Annotated in this window: 15 protein-coding genes and 1 pseudogene; 12 read left to right on the forward strand and 4 right to left on the reverse strand. The window is 67.6% G+C overall.

Features of this window, described 5'->3' with window-relative positions; translation table 11 throughout:
- Positions 1–366 precede the first annotated feature (366 nt).
- Positions 367–1,245 (reverse strand): annotated as a pseudogene (locus tag QYL93_RS28845) (YifB family Mg chelatase-like AAA ATPase); the annotation flags it as partial.
- Positions 1,246–1,459: 214 nt separating this feature from the next.
- Between QYL93_RS28845 and QYL93_RS28850 the strand changes: the two are divergent.
- The 9 genes from QYL93_RS28850 to QYL93_RS28890 all read left to right on the forward strand — a co-directional run bounded on the left by QYL93_RS28850 (position 1,460) and on the right by QYL93_RS28890 (position 9,909).
- Complete coding sequence (locus tag QYL93_RS28850; RefSeq protein ID WP_305746902.1) at positions 1,460–2,170, forward strand: TorF family putative porin; 711 nt, start codon at positions 1,460–1,462, stop codon at positions 2,168–2,170.
- A gap of 45 nt (positions 2,171–2,215) precedes the next feature.
- Positions 2,216–2,554 carry a P-II family nitrogen regulator gene (gene glnK, locus QYL93_RS28855; RefSeq protein ID WP_007851823.1) on the forward strand — a complete coding sequence of 113 codons (339 nt, stop codon included), beginning with the start codon at positions 2,216–2,218 and terminating at the stop codon, positions 2,552–2,554.
- Positions 2,555–2,587: 33 nt separating this feature from the next.
- Positions 2,588–4,123 carry an ammonium transporter gene (amt, locus tag QYL93_RS28860; RefSeq protein WP_305746903.1) on the forward strand — a complete coding sequence of 512 codons (1,536 nt, stop codon included), beginning with the start codon at positions 2,588–2,590 and terminating at the stop codon, positions 4,121–4,123.
- Between the two features lie 254 nt (positions 4,124–4,377).
- Complete coding sequence (gene glcE, locus QYL93_RS28865; protein ID WP_305746944.1) at positions 4,378–5,502, forward strand: glycolate oxidase subunit GlcE; 1,125 nt, start codon at positions 4,378–4,380, stop codon at positions 5,500–5,502.
- Between the two features lie 57 nt (positions 5,503–5,559).
- A complete protein-coding gene (gene glcF, locus QYL93_RS28870) occupies positions 5,560–6,819 on the forward strand; it encodes a glycolate oxidase subunit GlcF (protein WP_305746904.1) in 1,260 nt (419 codons plus the stop codon).
- A 128-nt stretch (positions 6,820–6,947) separates the two neighbouring features.
- The gene (locus tag QYL93_RS28875) at positions 6,948–7,904 is read left to right on the forward strand and encodes a ProQ/FINO family protein (RefSeq protein ID WP_305746905.1); all 957 of its coding nucleotides are present in this window, start codon (positions 6,948–6,950) and stop codon (positions 7,902–7,904) included.
- Between the two features lie 236 nt (positions 7,905–8,140).
- A complete protein-coding gene (locus QYL93_RS28880) occupies positions 8,141–8,605 on the forward strand; it encodes a GyrI-like domain-containing protein (RefSeq protein ID WP_305746906.1) in 465 nt (154 codons plus the stop codon).
- 21 nt (positions 8,606–8,626) lie between these two features.
- A complete protein-coding gene (locus tag QYL93_RS28885) occupies positions 8,627–9,352 on the forward strand; it encodes a YafY family protein (protein ID WP_305746907.1) in 726 nt (241 codons plus the stop codon).
- Positions 9,349–9,909: a dihydrofolate reductase family protein gene (locus tag QYL93_RS28890; RefSeq protein WP_305746908.1), complete on the forward strand. Its 561-nt coding sequence runs from the start codon at positions 9,349–9,351 to the stop codon at positions 9,907–9,909. Before QYL93_RS28885 ends, QYL93_RS28890 begins: the two co-directional genes overlap by 4 nt.
- Here QYL93_RS28890 and QYL93_RS28895 read toward each other — a convergent pair whose 3' ends face one another.
- Positions 9,910–10,836, reverse strand: a complete 927-nt coding sequence (locus QYL93_RS28895; protein ID WP_305746909.1) for a LytTR family DNA-binding domain-containing protein — start codon at positions 10,834–10,836, stop codon at positions 9,910–9,912.
- Positions 10,837–10,977: 141 nt separating this feature from the next.
- Here QYL93_RS28895 and QYL93_RS28900 point away from each other — a divergent pair, with 141 nt between their 5' ends.
- Both QYL93_RS28900 and QYL93_RS28905 read left to right on the forward strand, forming a co-directional pair.
- A complete protein-coding gene (locus tag QYL93_RS28900; protein ID WP_305746910.1) occupies positions 10,978–12,192 on the forward strand; it encodes an acyltransferase family protein in 1,215 nt (404 codons plus the stop codon).
- A 28-nt stretch (positions 12,193–12,220) separates the two neighbouring features.
- Positions 12,221–12,694 carry a GNAT family N-acetyltransferase gene (locus QYL93_RS28905; RefSeq protein WP_305746911.1) on the forward strand — a complete coding sequence of 158 codons (474 nt, stop codon included), beginning with the start codon at positions 12,221–12,223 and terminating at the stop codon, positions 12,692–12,694.
- A gap of 10 nt (positions 12,695–12,704) precedes the next feature.
- Here the strand turns inward: QYL93_RS28905 and QYL93_RS28910 are convergent, their stop codons facing one another.
- Positions 12,705–13,190 carry a glutathione peroxidase gene (locus tag QYL93_RS28910; protein ID WP_305746912.1) on the reverse strand — a complete coding sequence of 162 codons (486 nt, stop codon included), beginning with the start codon at positions 13,188–13,190 and terminating at the stop codon, positions 12,705–12,707.
- 183 nt (positions 13,191–13,373) lie between these two features.
- The gene (lplT, locus tag QYL93_RS28915; RefSeq protein WP_305746913.1) at positions 13,374–14,678 is read right to left on the reverse strand and encodes a lysophospholipid transporter LplT; all 1,305 of its coding nucleotides are present in this window, start codon (positions 14,676–14,678) and stop codon (positions 13,374–13,376) included.
- Between the two features lie 134 nt (positions 14,679–14,812).
- On the opposite strand from lplT, the gene alr reads away from it, so the two are divergent.
- A complete protein-coding gene (gene alr / locus QYL93_RS28920) occupies positions 14,813–15,931 on the forward strand; it encodes an alanine racemase (protein ID WP_305746914.1) in 1,119 nt (372 codons plus the stop codon).
- Positions 15,932–15,956: the final 25 nt, after the last annotated feature.

Raw genomic sequence — 15,956 nt, forward strand, 5'->3', positions numbered from 1 at the left:
AGGGCACTTGGTAGTAGGTAGTTTGCAAGCCTGTGAGAACGAATTGCCGATACTTCTCAGTGAATTTGCAAAGTCTCTAGCGAAGATATGTAGGAAATCTGCAAGATCAATGAGAACCTACACCCTATGCGGCAAGGGCCTTCGAGCCCTTGTGGGCGGTGGTCTACGACTTCACGATGAGCCGCGCCGGCGAGCATGCGAGAAACTTCCTCGGAGATCGGTTCGCAGGTTTGTTCTTCTTCATTGGTCTTCCTCCCTCTGAATTGTTAAGCCCAAGCATGGCGTACGAGTAGGGAGAGCAAAGCTTCCCGCGCTCAACCCGTCTCACCTAATTCGGGAACGTCTCAATTATTTCGAAACGCCACAGCCCCCGCCCACCAGTGCGACGGCGCTGGCCGTGTGGTGCGGCTGGCCCGTGGGGCGCAAACCCCAGCGCTCCGGGCTGAAGCGCCCGGCCAGGCTGGACATGGCGGCGCTCTCCAGGGCCTCCTGCACCGTCATTGCCGGCAGCAGGCCGGCAAAGCGCAGCGCCAGCATTGACTTGCCCGAGCCGGGCGGTCCGGCCATCAGTGCACTGTGGCCCCCGGCCGCTGCAATCTCCAGCGCGCGCTTGGCCACGGCCTGGCCCTTCACATCGGCCATGTCGGGGCCCTGGAGTTCCGTGACCATGGGCGTGGGTTGCAGGCGGGTGAAGCCGTCGTCGTCCGCATCGGGTGGAGGGCCGCCTGGCGGCAGAAAGGCGCGCACCACGTCCAGCAGATGGCGGGCACGCACCACCTGGGCCGCCGGTACCAGGGCGGCCTCCTCGGCGCTGCCGGGTGGCAGCACCAGTTGCACGGTGATCTGCTGCGACTGCAGCGCCAGGCTGGTGGCCAGCGCGCCGCGCACCGGGCGCAGTTCTCCCGAGAGAGACAGCTCCCCGGCGAACTCGTACCCGGCCAGGCGGCTGCCATCGATCTGCCCACTGGCGGCCAGGATGCCCAGGGCTATGGGGAGGTCGAACCGGCCAGAGTCCTTGGGAAGGTCGGCCGGCGCGAGGTTCACCGTGATGCGCTTGTTGTGGGGGAACTCCAGCCCGGCGTTCTGCAGTGCCGAGCGCACGCGCTCGCGTGCCTCTTTCACCTCCACCTCGGCCAGGCCCACCAGAGTGAAGCTGGGCAGGCCATTGGCCAAGTGCACTTCAACGGTGACGGACGGTGCCTGCAGCCCCAGAAGGGCGCGGCTTTGCACCAAAGCAAGACTCATGGACGACTTTCTCCCCAGATGGGTGCAATTTGCAAGACGCTTGTGTGAAGTGCTTCACGGTCGCACCATCGTGGTGCAAATCAGAGTTCTTCCAAACCCCCACTTTAATAGGGAATCTTCACCTGTCCCGAACCCAGGCAGAACGGGGCATTGCAGCGCATGGCACGGTCCATGCTTAAAGCGCTTGTCCCTACTTTGTCCAACCGGAGGAAACATGACCCGCGCATCCATCAAATTCCTGGGCGCTGCCCTTGTTGCAACCCTGCCCCTGCTGGCCAGTGCCCAGCTCACCGGCAACGTCAGCCTGACCTCGAACTACAAGTTCCGTGGCCAGGACCAGGATGTCTCCAAGGTCAAAGCCGTCAAGCCCGCGATCCAGGGCGGCTTCGACTACGCCTTCGGCGAGTCCGGTTTCTACGTCGGCAACTGGAATTCCAGCGTCGACTGGCTGTCGGGCAACTCCATCGAGTCCGACATCTACGGCGGCTACAAGTTCAAGGCCGGCGGCGCCGACCTGGACGTGGGCCTGCTGACCTACATCTACCCCGGCAACAGCAACGGCAACACCACCGAAGTCTATGGCGCTGCCACCTTCGGCCCTGTGACGGCCAAGTACTCGCACACCCTTTCCAAGGACTACTTCGCCTACGCCGGTCCCGGCTTCAAGGGCCGCAACACCGGCTACCTGAACCTGGCATTCGCCCAGGAAGTCATGCCCAAGGTCATGCTCAAGGCCGCTGTTGGCTACACGCGCTTCGGCGGCGACATTGCTGCCCCCAACTACATCGACTACAGCGTCGGCGGTGCCTATGACTTCGGCTCGGGCCTGTCGCTGGGCGCAGCTGTGGTGGGCGCCAACAAGAAGGACTTCTTCGGCCCTGTCAACAAGTCGCGTGTGATCGTCACGCTGACCAAAACCCTGTAAATCTTTCAGGGGCGCCTCGTGCGCCCCTTCCTGGAGGAATCAAAAATGAAAATGGTGACAGCCATCATCAAACCCTTCAAGCTCGACGAGGTGCGTGAAGCCCTGTCGGACATCGGGGTGCAGGGGATTACGGTGACCGAGGTCAAGGGCTTCGGACGCCAGAAGGGCCACACGGAGCTGTACCGTGGCGCGGAGTACGTGGTCGACTTTCTGCCCAAGGTCAAGATCGAAGCCGCCGTGGCGGACGAGCTGGTGGACCGGGTCATCGAAGCCATCGAAGCCGCTGCACGCACCGGCAAGATCGGCGACGGCAAGATTTTCGTGACCCACCTGGAACAGGTGGTACGCATTCGCACCGGCGAAACCGGCAAGGAAGCCCTCTAAAGGGCCCGCCGCATCACACGAAAGACAAATGCCATGAAAAAATTGCTTGCATCCTTCATTCTGGGGCTGAGCCTGCTGTCCGTCGGTGGACTGTCGCTGGCCCAGGCACCTGCCACGGCGGAGCCTGCGGCGTCTGCGCCAGCCGCTGCTGCCCCCGCAGTGGCGCCCGCCGCCGCGCCAGCCGCGGCTCCCGCACCTGCAGCCGCTGCCGAGGCCGCACCTGCTGCTGCCCCTGTGCCCAACAAGGGCGACACCGCCTGGATGATGACCTCCACCATCCTCGTGATCCTGATGGTTCTGCCCGGTCTGGCCCTGTTCTACGGTGGCCTGGTGCGTAGCAAGAACATGCTGTCCGTGCTGATGCAGGTCATGGTCACGTTCTCGATGATCGTGGTGCTGTGGTTCATCTATGGCTACAGCCTGGCCTTCACCGAAGGCGGCGCCTTCATCGGTGGGTTTGATCGCCTGTTCATGAAGGGCATCTGGGACAACGCGGCCGGCACCTTCGCCAACGCTGCTACCTTCAGCAAGGGTGTCGTGATTCCGGAAGTGGTGTTCGCCGCATTCCAGGCCACCTTCGCCGGCATCACCTGTGCCCTGATCGTCGGTGCCTTCGCCGAGCGCATCAAGTTCGGTGCCGTCATGCTGTTCATGGTCCTGTGGTTCACGTTCAGCTACCTGCCGATCGCCCACATGGTGTGGTTCTGGATGGGTCCTGACGCTTACGCGTCCAAGGAAGTGGCCGACGCCATGACCGGCAAGGCCGGCCAGATCTGGCAATGGGGCGCGCTGGACTTCGCTGGCGGCACTGTGGTGCATATCAACGCTGCTGTGGCTGGCCTGGTGGGTGCTTTCATGGTGGGCAAGCGCGTGGGTTACGGCAAGGAAGCCATGGCGCCTCACAGCCTGACGCTGACCATGGTCGGTGCCTCGCTGCTGTGGGTGGGCTGGTTCGGTTTCAATGCCGGCTCCGCACTCGAAGCCAACGGCTTTGCGGCACTGGCCTTCATCAACACCCTGGTGGCCACGTCTGCAGCCGTGCTGGCCTGGTGCATCGGCGAAGCGCTGGCACGCGGCAAGGCATCCATGCTGGGTGCTGCATCGGGTGCGGTCGCCGGTCTGGTGGCCATCACGCCCGCAGCGGGCAACGTCGGCATCGGCGGTGCACTGGTCATCGGTCTCGTGGGCGGCTTTGCCTGCCTGTGGGGTGTGAACGGACTCAAGCGCATGCTGGGTGCTGATGACTCGCTGGACGTGTTCGGCGTGCATGGCATCGGCGGTATCGTCGGTGCTCTGCTGACCGGCGTGTTCAACGCGCCTTCCCTGGGCGGCCCCGGCTACGTGGCCGACTGGGTGACGGCAACCATGGTGACGTCTGCAGACTACTCCATCGCCGCCCAGGTGTGGACGCAGACGAAGGCCGTGCTGCTGACCATCGTGTGGTCGGGTGTCGTGTCCTTCATCGCCTACAAGATCGTCGATCTGACGGTGGGCCTGCGTGTCTCGGAAGAGGCTGAACGCGAAGGCCTGGACATCACATCGCACGGCGAAACGGCCTACAGCCGCTGAGCTGCGATCCCAAGGGCTGCGGTGTCTGGTGGCGCCGCAGCCCGACCTGATTTCTGTTTTTTGCGAGAGTCTCCTCGGAATCCTCCTCGGATCCCTTTGCCCGCCGTCTGGCGGGCTTCTTTTTGAGCAACCCGCCTTTCGGCGGGTTTTTCATTGGGGGTGCGGCAAGCGTGCCCTTCCATCGCCGCCCTCACGCCGGCCGTTCAAAAAATTCACGGCGTCAGGCAGGGTCCGGGCGGGGCGCAGCCGCTACGATCCAAGGCATGGACTCAGCCCTCGCCCAGATCACCGAACGCGTGCGCGCCGCCGCAGCCGACCAGACTCCCTTGCGCATCCGCGGTGGGGGCAGCAAGGATTTTCACGGCCTGGCCTTGCATGGCGAGGTGCTCGACACCCGGGTGCTCCAGGGCATCGTGGACTACGAGCCCAGCGAGCTCGTCGTCACCGTGCGCACCGGCACGCCGCTGGTTGAGCTGGAGGCTGCCCTGGCCGCCCAGGGGCAGTGCCTGCCCTTCGAACCCCCGCACTTCGGTGCGCAGCCGCAGGCCACCACGGTCGGCGGCATGGTGGCGGCCGGTCTCTCGGGCCCGGCGCGTGCCAGCGTGGGCGCCGTGCGCGACTACCTGCTGGGCGTGGTGCTGCTCAACGGCCGGGCCGAGCTGCTGACCTTTGGCGGCCAGGTCATGAAGAACGTTGCAGGCTATGACGTGTCGCGCCTCATGGCGGGCGCCTGGGGTACGCTGGGCCTGCTCACCGAGGTCAGCCTCAAGGTGCTGCCCGTGGCCCCGGGCGAGGCCACCCTGCGCTTCGAATGCAACCAGGCCGATGCACTGCGCCGCCTGCACGCCTGGGGTGGCCAGCCCCTGCCGCTCAACGCCAGCCGCTGGGCGGGCGACGCCCACACGGGCATGCTGCAGGTGCGCTTGCGTGGCGCCGTGGCCGCGGTGGAGGCGGCCTGCCGCACCATGGGCGGCGAGCGCCTGGCCCCTGCCGTGGTGGCCGCCGACTGGAGCGCCTGCCGTGACCAGGCCCTGCCCTGGTTCGCCGCGCGCCCACCCGAGCACGCCTTGTGGCGACTGTCGCTGCCATCCACGGCACCCGTGATGGCCCTGCCCGGTGGCGCCCAGCCGCTGGTCGAATGGCATGGTGCGCTGCGCTGGGTGCAGGCGCCTGAATCCGCAGGCGATGCGCTGCGCGAGGCGGCCCGGGTCGCAGGCGGTAGCGCGGCGATGTTCCGGGCACCGCTGGCGCGCGAGCCGGGCGGGGCAGGGCATGCCGGGTTGCCGTCGCGCGCGCTGGAGCAGATCCATGCACGCCTGAAGCACAGCTTTGATCCGGCCGGCATCTTCAATCCCGGGCGCATGGCGCCGGGCTGGTAGGCGGTCCATCCGCACCGCCACTGCGCGGCGCAACCATTCACTGTCCAGGCATGCACCATGCAAACCCAACTCTCCCCTGAATACCGCGCCCGCGCCGACGGCCTCGAGGCCGAGGCCATCCTGCGCAAGTGCGTGCACTGCGGCTTCTGTACCGCCACCTGCCCGACCTACCAGCTGCTGGGCGATGAGCTCGATGGCCCACGCGGCCGCATCTACCTGATCAAGCAGGTGCTCGAAGGCCAGGCGCCCACGCGCGCCACCCAGATGCACCTGGACCGATGCCTGACCTGCCGCAACTGCGAGACCACCTGCCCCAGCGGCGTGCAGTACGGCCACCTGGTGGACATCGGCCGCAAGATCGTGGACGAGAAGGTGCCGCGCCCTCTGGGCGAGAAGGCCCTGCGCTGGGCGCTCAAGGAAGGCCTGCCTTCGGCGCTGTTCGCCCCCGCGATGAAGGCCGGGCAGATGGTGCGCGGCCTGCTGCCCGAGTCCCTGCAGGCCAAGGTGCCTGTGCCACGCAACCCCGGCGCCTGGCCCGTGGGCGAGCATGCGCGCAAGGTGCTCATGCTGGCCGGCTGCGTGCAACCAGCGATGATCCCGGGCATCAACACCGCCACGGCACGCGTGCTCGACGCCGCGGGCATAGAGACCCTGGTGGCGCCCAAGGCCGGCTGCTGCGGCGCGGTCAAGTTCCACCTCAACGACCAGGACGGCGGCAAGGCCGAGATGCGCGCCAACATCGACGCCTGGTGGCCTCTGGTCGAAGCGGGTGGCGTGGAGTGCATCGTCATGAACGCCTCGGGCTGCGGCGTCACGGTCAAGGAATACGGCCACATCCTGCAGAACGACGCGCAGTACGCCGCCAAGGCCGCGCGCATCAGCGCGCTCACGCGCGACCTGTCCGAGTTGCTGCCGGACCTGCTGCCCGAACTTGCCCAGCGCCTGGCCGGCCGTGTACAGCCCCCGCCCGACACGCTGTTCGCCTACCACCCGCCCTGCACGCTGCAGCACGGGCAAAAGCTGCGCGGCGGGGTGGAAACGCACCTGGGCAGGCTGGGCTTCAAGCTCCGGGTGGCGCGCAATGAATCGCACCTGTGCTGCGGCTCGGCGGGTACCTACTCGGTGCTCAACCCTGGCCTGTCCCACCAGTTGCGCGACCGCAAGCTCGGCGCGCTGGGCGAGGCCTTTGGCGAGCAACCGCCCGATGCCATCCTGTCGGCCAACATCGGTTGCATCACCCACCTGCAGAGCGGCACCGCGACGCCTGTGCGCCACTGGATCGAGGTGCTGGACGAGGCTTTGATCGCCGCTCGTTAGGTGAGTGTGGCTCCATTCGGAGGGATGTTGCCGGTCGTGCGAAGGGCCGGCCGGAGGCCCTCAATTAGGTGCCCGGCGCCAAGACTGGCATGATTGAGGGTTTTGTTGCCCCCTTCCTTCGCTACGCCATGACCGACAACGTGCCTGAACAAGAACAGACCGCCGCGCCCGCCGCCGCTGCCCCTAGGGCGGCCGACGCTGCATCGGCCCCCGCCGTGGCTCCAGGCGATGCCGGGGAGGGTGCTGCGGCGGCTGTCGCTCCTGCGGCCCCCCACCGTGAGGGCCGGGGCGGCCGCGGTGGCCGCAACAACAATCGCCGCGACGGTCGTCCGCGTGGCGAGGCCGGCGCGCCGGCCGCAGGCCAGCCCGCGGCGGCCGCGCCAGCAGGCTCCCGTGCGCCGCAGCGCACCCATCCCGCGCTGGAGCAACTGGCTGCCCTGTACCCGCAGCTGTTTGGCGCGGTGTTCCGCCCGCTCAAGCGCGGCATCTTCCAGGACATCCTGGCCGCGCACCCCGAGCAGTTCGAGCGCGATGCACTCAAGGTGGCCCTGGGGCTGCACACCCGCTCCACCCGCTACCTGCAGAGCGTGGCGGCCGGCGAGAAGCGCCACGACCTGGCGGGCCAGCCCGTGGAAGCCATGGCCCCCGAGCATGTGCACCACGCCCTGCTGGAGGTCTACCGCCGCCGCAAGGCCCGCGCCAGCGAGGACCTGCTGCCCAAGCTGCGCAACCGCATGGTCCAGGCTTTCGAAGCCTCGGGCCTGACGCGCGAGGCCTACACCGAGCTCGTGGCCGGCCGTGACGAGGAGGCCAACGCCCTGCTCGAAGAGGCCTTTGCCGAATGGTCCGTGCGCAACGCCAAGGACGAGGCGCTGCTGCGCGCCTTCGATGCCAGCGGCCAGGCCCTGGAGGCTTTTGCCGACATGTATGGCATGGCGCCGCGTGCCGTGGGCCAGACGCTGGAGCGCGCACGGCGCTACCGTGGCCTGGTGGCCGCTGCCGCTGCCGCTGCTGCTGCTGCTGCTGCTGCTGCTGCTGCTGCTGCTGCTGCTGCTTCCGCTGCGGCAGTCCCTGCCGCCGACTGACCGGTCACCGGCACCGGGCCTTGCCCGGTCGGGCCTGGGCTGGGCTGGTCCTTGATGCAATGGCACCCTGCTGACACTGCGTTGGCAGCAGCGGGCATGCGCACCATGCAGCGGCGTTTACCTCTCACTTTCGGTTGCAAATTGTGGATTGCCGCGCCATCCTGCTGACACCAGGTTGTCAGCTGCAGGGCAGCACCATGGCTGCTCCAGACCAACCAAAAGAGAGAGGAAACTGCATGCCACCCGTTTCTGAAAAGATTCCTGCCTTCCGCGTTGCCGGCATTGCCGTGCGCACCCGCAACAGCGACGAGATGAATCCCGACACCTCCCGCATCGGCGGCCTGTGGGACCGTTTCTTCAGCGAAAGCTGGGAGCACAAGCTACCCCGGCCCGGGGCGGACGGCCGTATCTTCGGCGTCTACAGCGCCTATGAGTCCAACGAGCAGGGCGCCTTCGACGTCCTGGCCGGCGTGGCTGCTCCCGAGGACGCGCAGGTTGTGGGCGGGGCCTCGACCATCGCCATCGAGGCCGGCGATTACCTGGTCTTCCACGGCCAGGGCAGCATGCCGCAGATGGTGATCGACGCCTGGGGCGAGGTCTGGCGCTACTTTGGCGAGAACCCGCAGATCCAGCGCCGCTTCACCACCGACTTCGAGGCCTATGCGGGCCCCGATCGCGTGGCCATCCACATCGGCGTCTAAGCCCGCTCCTTCTCACCCAGCATGCGCCGTGCCGACCGCCTGTTCCAGATCGTCCAGCTCATCCGCGGGCGGCGCCTGTCCACCTCCGCCTTCCTGGCCGAGCGGCTGGAGGTGTCGCAGCGCACCATCTACCGCGACGTGGCCGACCTGCAGCACCAGGGCGTGCCCATCGAGGGCGAGGCGGGGGTGGGCTATCGCCTGGGTGCGGGCTTTGACCTGCCGCCGCTGATGTTCAGCCAGGGCGAGGCGAATGCCCTGGTGGCCGCCGCGCGGCTGGCGCAGGCCTGGCTCGATGCGGGGCTGGCGCGCGAGGTGGAAGGGGCGCTGGGCAAGATCCTCTCGGTGCTGCCGCCCGAGGCGCGCGTGGCCGCCGAATCGCAGGCGCTCTACGCCCCCTCGGTGGGCCTGGGCCCGCGTGCCCAGGCCACCCTGCAGACCCTGCGCGAGGCGGTGCACAGCCGCCACGTGGTTCAGATCGACTATGCCGATGTGCAGGGCCGGCCCAGCGTGCGCAGATTGCGGCCCCTGGGCTGCTTCTACTGGGGCAAGGTCTGGACGCTGTCTGCCTGGTGCGAACTGCGCGAGGACTTCCGGGGTTTTCGCATCGACCGCATCGCCGAGCTCACGGTGCTGCCCGAGCAGTTCCGCCAGGAGCCCGGCAAGACCCTGGCCGACATGCTGCGCCAGGTGGAGGCGGAGATGGCATCGCGCCCCCCATCCCTGAACGACGAGGCCCCTTGCGCATGACCGAGGTCACCTACTACGTGGCTGCCACGCTGGATGGCTTCATCGCCGGCCCCGGCGGCGAACTCGACTGGCTGCACCCCTTCGAGCAGGCCGGTACCGACTATGGCTTGGCGGACTTCATGGCCGGGGTCGATGCCCTGGTCATGGGGCGCAGCACCTATGCCGTGACCCGCTCTTTTGGCGACTGGCCTTATGGCGAGCGGCCTGCCTGGGTGCTCAGCCATCAGCAAGCGCCTGTGGATGGAACACTGCCGGCCTGTGTGCACTGGGGTGCTGCGCAACCGCAGGAACTGATGGCGCGGTGGCGGGAACAGGGGCTCCGGCAGGTCTGGCTGCTGGGTGGCGGCCAACTGGCAGGACAGTTCCTGCGTGCCGGGCTCGTGGACCACCTGATGCTGGCCACCATTCCGGTCACGCTGGGGGCGGGCCTGCCTCTGTGGGGCGTGCCGCAGGCAATGGCGCCGCAGCATTGGACGCTGCAGGCGCACCGGGCCTATCCGAATGGCGTTTTGACGCAGCACTTCAAGCGGGTGTGCAGCGCGCCTTCCTCCGGCTGATCAAGTGGCTGTGCCCGGCTGCGCCAGCGCATGGCGGTAACGGCGGCTGCAAGGCACGGTGCTGCCATCCTTCATCAACAGGCGGGCATCGCCGCTGTCCAGCGGCTCGATCTCGGCCACCGCATCCAGGTTGACCGCATAGCTGCGGTGCACGCGCACGAAGCGCGCCGGGTCCAGTTGCGTGAGGAAATCCGCCAGGGTGGAACGCACCAGGTAGTCGTGCCCGTTGATGTGCAGGCCCACGTAGTTGGCCTCCGCGTGCAGCCAGGCGATGTCGGTGGCGGCGATCAGGAATTCGCGGCGCAGCTTGCGCACCAGGAAGCGATCGGGGCGCTGGATGGGCAGGGACGGGGCAGGCTCAGGCGCCGCCGGTCCGGTGGCTGGTGATGGTTCGGGAATGGCGGGGGATTCGGGCGTGTCCAGAACCCGGGCCTCGCCCTGCAGCCGCAGCAGCAGAAAGCGGTAGCCTACCAGGCTGCTGACGATGAGTGCATAGGTGCGCACGTCCTTGAGGTACTCGTAGCCCCACTGGGCCCACCAGGGGCCGTTCAGCCGATACTCGGCGCCCATGGTGGAATAGGCCAGGTGCCGCAGGGCCATCATCCCTGCCAGGTGGATGCTGCAGTAGGCCACGCTGCCCACCAGGTGCCAGGGCAGGTGGCGGCGCAGCATGTCCCAGTGCAGCGGAAAGCGCCGCTCGAAGGCCACGATGGCCGGTATCAGCAGCCCGACCACCAGCACGCTCGACAGCTCCCACAGCGCCGGCTCCCAGGCGGCCACGGGCCGTCCTGCCGAACGCAGGTCGATCAGCGTCACCACGCTGTTGAAGGCCGCCTGCACCAGCAGCAGGACCGCCCAGAACGCCACCTCCACACGGCGGCGCAGGGGGCGGTAGCGTTCGGGCCAGGGCAGGGCGGGTCGGGGCATGCCGCCAGTGTAGGCAAGGCGCGCCGCATCTTGGGAAGTCAGCACCCGGCCCTGTCCCAGCCGGCCACCGCTCGTCCCATAAGGGGCCGTCCTGGTCCCGCGCCTGCACACCGCTCTGCCCAAGCGCCCGAGCATGGGAGCATGACAGATCCACACGCTCCCACCCCGCGCCGCCACGACATCGACGCCCTGCGCGCCCTGGCCTTTGCCCTGGTCATCGTCTACCACGTCGCCATGTACTACGTGGCCGACTGGCACTGGCACATCAAGAGCCCGCACGCGGCCGAATGGCTGCAGGCCCCCATGCGGGCCCTGAACCTGTGGCGCATGGACCTGGTGTTCCTGGTCTCCGGCCTGGCGCTGGGCCTGGTGCGCCGGAGGCAGACGCTGGCGGGGCTGATCCGGCTGCGCAGTGGGCGCCTGCTGCTGCCCCTGGCCTTTGGCATGGCGGTGGTCGTGCCCTACCAGCCCTATGTGCAGGGCGTGGCCAACGGGCTCATCGCCCCGGGCTTCGGTGCCTTCCTGCTGCGCTACTACGGCGGCGGTCCCTGGCCCGCCGGCGCCTTCGATGGCTGGGAGGCCGGGGTCACCTGGAACCACCTGTGGTACCTGGCCTACCTGTGGGCGTACACCCTGGTGCTGGCCCTGTTGCTGCCCTGGCTGGAGTCGGCTGCCGGCCAGCGGCTGCGCCAGGCCTTCACGGGCCTGCGGGGCTCGGCGCTGTTGGCCGTGCCCGTGCTGCCGCTGGCGTTGTACTCGGTGCTGCTGTGGCGGCATTTCCCGCCCACGCACGACTTCATCCACGATGCCTGGCTGCATGCGGTGTACTTCACTCTGCTCCTGTATGGCTACTGGATCGGGCTCGATGCCGGCCTGTGGGCCGAGCTGGTGCGTCTGCGCTGGCGCACCCTGGTCGCGGCGTTGCTTCTGCTGGTGCTGTTCACCGCGCTGCGCGGCGTGGCCGTGCAACAGGGCGGCTGGCTGGCGCGCACCGCCGTGCGCGTGCTGGCCGACCTGTACCTGTGGAGCACGCTGCTGGCCATCCTGGGCTGGGCCCACCACCGGCTCAACCGGCCCTGGCCCTGGCTGCGCTGGGCGCAGGAGGCGGTCTACCCCTGGTATCTGCTGCACCAAAGCGCGATCATCGTGCTGGCGGTGGCACTGGCACGGTGGCAGCTCGGCCCGGTGCTGGAGCCGCTGGCCCTGTTGGCCGGCACGGTGCTGGTGTGCTGGGCCATGACGGCGGTGGTGCGACGGGTGCGGTGGCTGCGGCCGCTGTTCGGGTTGCCCCGAGGAGCCAAGGGCGTGCGCCCGCAGGCGGCAGGGCCTTCGCTGAGCTCGCCGCAGATGCCGTGATACTGGCCGCCTGACCACTCCGAAATCGATGGAATCCACCACACCGAACCTAGCCGGGCTCTCAGCGCTGCGACCTGCTACCGGGGCCGATGCCTCGCTGCTGGCAGCCCTGTGGCGGCGGGCCTGGGCCTCGGCCAATCCATTGGTGGCCGAGGTGGCGCCCGTGGCCCACTGGCAGGCGCGCGTCCATGCCGAGTTTGGCCCGCCCTGCCTCACGCTGGTGGGGGAGCACGACGGAACCGCTGTGGCGTTCATGGTGCTGGACATGCAGGCTGCCCATCTGCACCAGCTGTTCGTCGACCCCGGCGCGCAAGGGGCCGGCATCGGCGCTGTCCTGGTGGCCCATGTGTGTGCGCTCTGCCCGCAGGGCTGGTCGCTGCATGTGGCCAGCACCAACCTGCGCGCGCGCCGCTTCTATGCGCGCTGCGGCCTGCAGGAGTGTGGGCATGACCGCCACCCGGCCACAGGGCGTGAGCGCGTGCTGTGCCGCTGGCAGGCGTAGGACCTGGGCTTCAGGCCAGCGCTGCCTCGATGTCGCCGGCCAGCTTCTTGGGTGCGTCCTGCGGCGCATAGCGGCGGATCACCTTGCCGTCCTTGCCCACCAGGAACTTGGTGAAGTTCCACTTGATGGCCTTGCTGCCCAGAAGACCCGGGGCCTCGGCGCTGAGCCATTGGTATAGCGGCGAGGCGTTGGCACCGTTGACGTCGATCTTGGCCATCATCGGAAAGCTCACGCCGTAGTTGAGCTGGCAGAAACTGGCGATCTCGTCGTTGCTGCCCGGGTCCTGGCTGCCGAACTGGTTGCAGGGAAAGCCCAGCACCACCAGCCCCTTGTCGCCGTACGCCTTGTGCAGCTCTTCGAGCCCGCCGAACTGCGGCGTGAACCCGCAGGCGCTGGCCGTGTTGACGATGAGCATCACCTTGCCCTGGTACTGCGAGAGCGGCACGCTCTGGCCATTCATCTGCTGGGCGTCGAAATCGTAGATGCTGTCGGGCATGGGGGCTCCTCGGTGGCTGAAGGGCCCATGGTAGCCGCTGTGTAGTTTGTCTGCCTGGCGGCCTTTGCCTTGGGCGAAATCTGTGCAGTGCGCTCGGCCGAAGCCAGTGCCACCGTGCAAGGGCCGCCCCGCCGCACGGGTGGCGTCCCCCTGGGGGGATGGCGCGCAGCGCCTCAGGGGGGATTAATGGTGTGCGTCCTGGCGCGCGATATGAAGCAGGTGCTCGACCTCTTCACGGTGGTTCACGCAGTTGCGCTGGTGCCAGCGGCGGATGATCCACATGATTCCCGCGACCACCAGCCCGAAGATCGTGATGGCGCCGAACACCGACAGGCCGAACTTGAGCGACAAGCTGTAGAACGCGCCCAGCGCCAGGATGCAGGCCTGTTCATTGAAGTTCTGCACGGCGATGGAGCGGCCGGCGCCCATGAGGTTGTGGCCGCGGTGCTGCAGCAGCGCATTCATGGGCACGACCAGGTAGCCGCCCAGGCCGCCCAGCAGGATCAGAAAGGGAATCGCCAGCCAGATGTTCTTGATGAAGACCATCAATATCAGCAGCAAGCCCATGGCGATGCCCAGCGGAATGACCCGGGTGGCCATGTCCAGCCGCATGCGCATGGAGGCCACCACGGCGCCCACGGCGGTGCCGATGGCGACCACGCCCGTGAGGGCCGAGGCCTGTGTGGTGTTGTAGCCCAGGGCCACACCGGCCCAGGCCAGCACGATGAACTTGAGGTTGCCGCCCGCGCCCCAGAACAGGGTGGTGGTGGCCAGTGAGATCTGGCCCAGCTTGTCGCGCCACAGGCGGTTGTTGCAGGCCCAGAAGTCGGGCAGCAGCGCCATGGTGTTGGCCAGGATGCTGCGTGAGGGGTCGGATCGCATGGGGCGCATTTCCACGCCGGTGTGTGGGATGCGGGTGTTGAACCAGGCCGCCAGCATGTAGATCAGGATCAGGCCGGCAATGGCCGCCTCGGCGGGCGTGTCCACGCCCGTGTCGATCATCGGGATGTCGATGTTGAGCATCATGGCCGAGAGGTTATGCCCGACGAGCTGGCCGCCCAGCAGCACCCCGAGGATGATGGAGGCGATGGTGAGCCCTTCGATCCAGCCATTGGCCTTGACCAGTTGGGAGGCGGGCAGCAGTTCGGTCAGGATGCCGTACTTGGCCGGGGAGTAGGCTGCAGCGCCCAGCCCCACCACCGCATAGGCGATCAGCGGGTGCGAGCCGAAAAGCATCATCAGGCAGCCCACCACCTTGATGGCATTGCTCACGAACATCACCTTGCCCTTGGGCAGGGCGTCGGCGAACGCGCCTACGAAGGGCGCCAGCACCACGTAGAACAGCGCGAACATGGGCACCAGCGCGGCGCGCTGCCACTCGGGAGCACCTTCTGAACGGAGGAGTTCGACAGCGGCCACGAACAGTGCATTGTCGGCCAGCGAGCTGAAAAACTGCGCCGACATGATGGTGTAGAAACCGCGCTTCATCGAATGGCTGCTGCTGCATCAGTTGGACTGATGCCCTGTTAAATGTGGGGGGCCTTGCTGCTGACAGATGGTTATATCACGGGGATAAACGGTGCCGGTGCCAGAATCCAGGACATCCCACCCGGTCAAACCCCATGCCACGCCCGATACAAGCCACCATCCACACCGCCGCCCTGCACCACAACCTGGAGCGCGTGCGCCGCAGCGTGCCCGACGCCAAGGTCTGGGCCGTGGTCAAGTCCAATGCCTACGGCCATGGCATCGAGCGTGCCTACGAGGGCTTGCGTGGGGCCGACGGCTTCGCCCTGCTGGACCTGGCCGAGGCCGAGCGCGTGCGCCAACTGGGCTGGCGCGGGCCGATCCTGCTGCTCGAAGGCGTGTTCGAACTGCGTGACTTGGAGCTGTGCTCGCGGCTCAACCTGTGGCATGCCGTGCACTGCGATGAGCAGATCGACATGCTGGCCACCCACAAGACGCAGGTGCCGCACCGCGTGTTCCTGAAGATGAATTCGGGCATGAACCGCCTGGGCTTCACGCCCCAGCGCTACCGCGCTGCCTGGGCCCGGCTCAACGCGCTGCCGCAGGTGGACGAGATCTCGTTCATGACCCACTTCAGCGATGCCGACGGCCCGCGCGGCATTGCCCACCAGATGGCCGCGTTCAACACCGCCGCCGCTGACCTGCCGGGCGAGCGCACACTCTCCAACAGCGCGGCCACCCTGCGCCACAGCGCTGACGCGGCTGTGCGCGCCGACTGGGTGCGCGCCGGCATCGTGCTGTACGGCAACGCGCCCGATCATCCGGAGAACTCGGCCGGCCACTGGGGGCTGGAGCCCACGATGACGCTGTCCACCAAGCTGCTGGCCGTGCAGCAATTGCAGGCGGGCGACACCGTGGGCTATGGTTCGAGCTTTACCGCCGAGGGGCCGCTGACCATCGGTGTGGCTGCCTGCGGCTATGGCGATGGCTACCCACGGCACTGCCCCACCGGCACGCCGGTGCTGGTCAACGGTGTGCGCACGCGCATTGTGGGCCGGGTGAGCATGGACATGGTCGCCGTGGACCTGACGCCGCTGCTGCAGTCGGGCATGGCGCTGGGCACGGACGTCGGTTTTGGCAGTGAAGTCACGCTCTGGGGCCGCGCCAGCAACGGCGCCGTGCTGACCATCGATGAAGTGGCCCAGCCGGCGGGTACCGTGTCCTGGGAGCTCATGTGCGCGCTGGCGCAGCGCGTGCCCGTCGCCGTGGAATGAGCATCTCTTCACGGTTTGCACTGCG

This window comes from Acidovorax sp. A1169, from assembly GCF_030704685.1.
Taxonomy (GTDB): Bacteria; Pseudomonadota; Gammaproteobacteria; order Burkholderiales; family Burkholderiaceae_C; genus Acidovorax.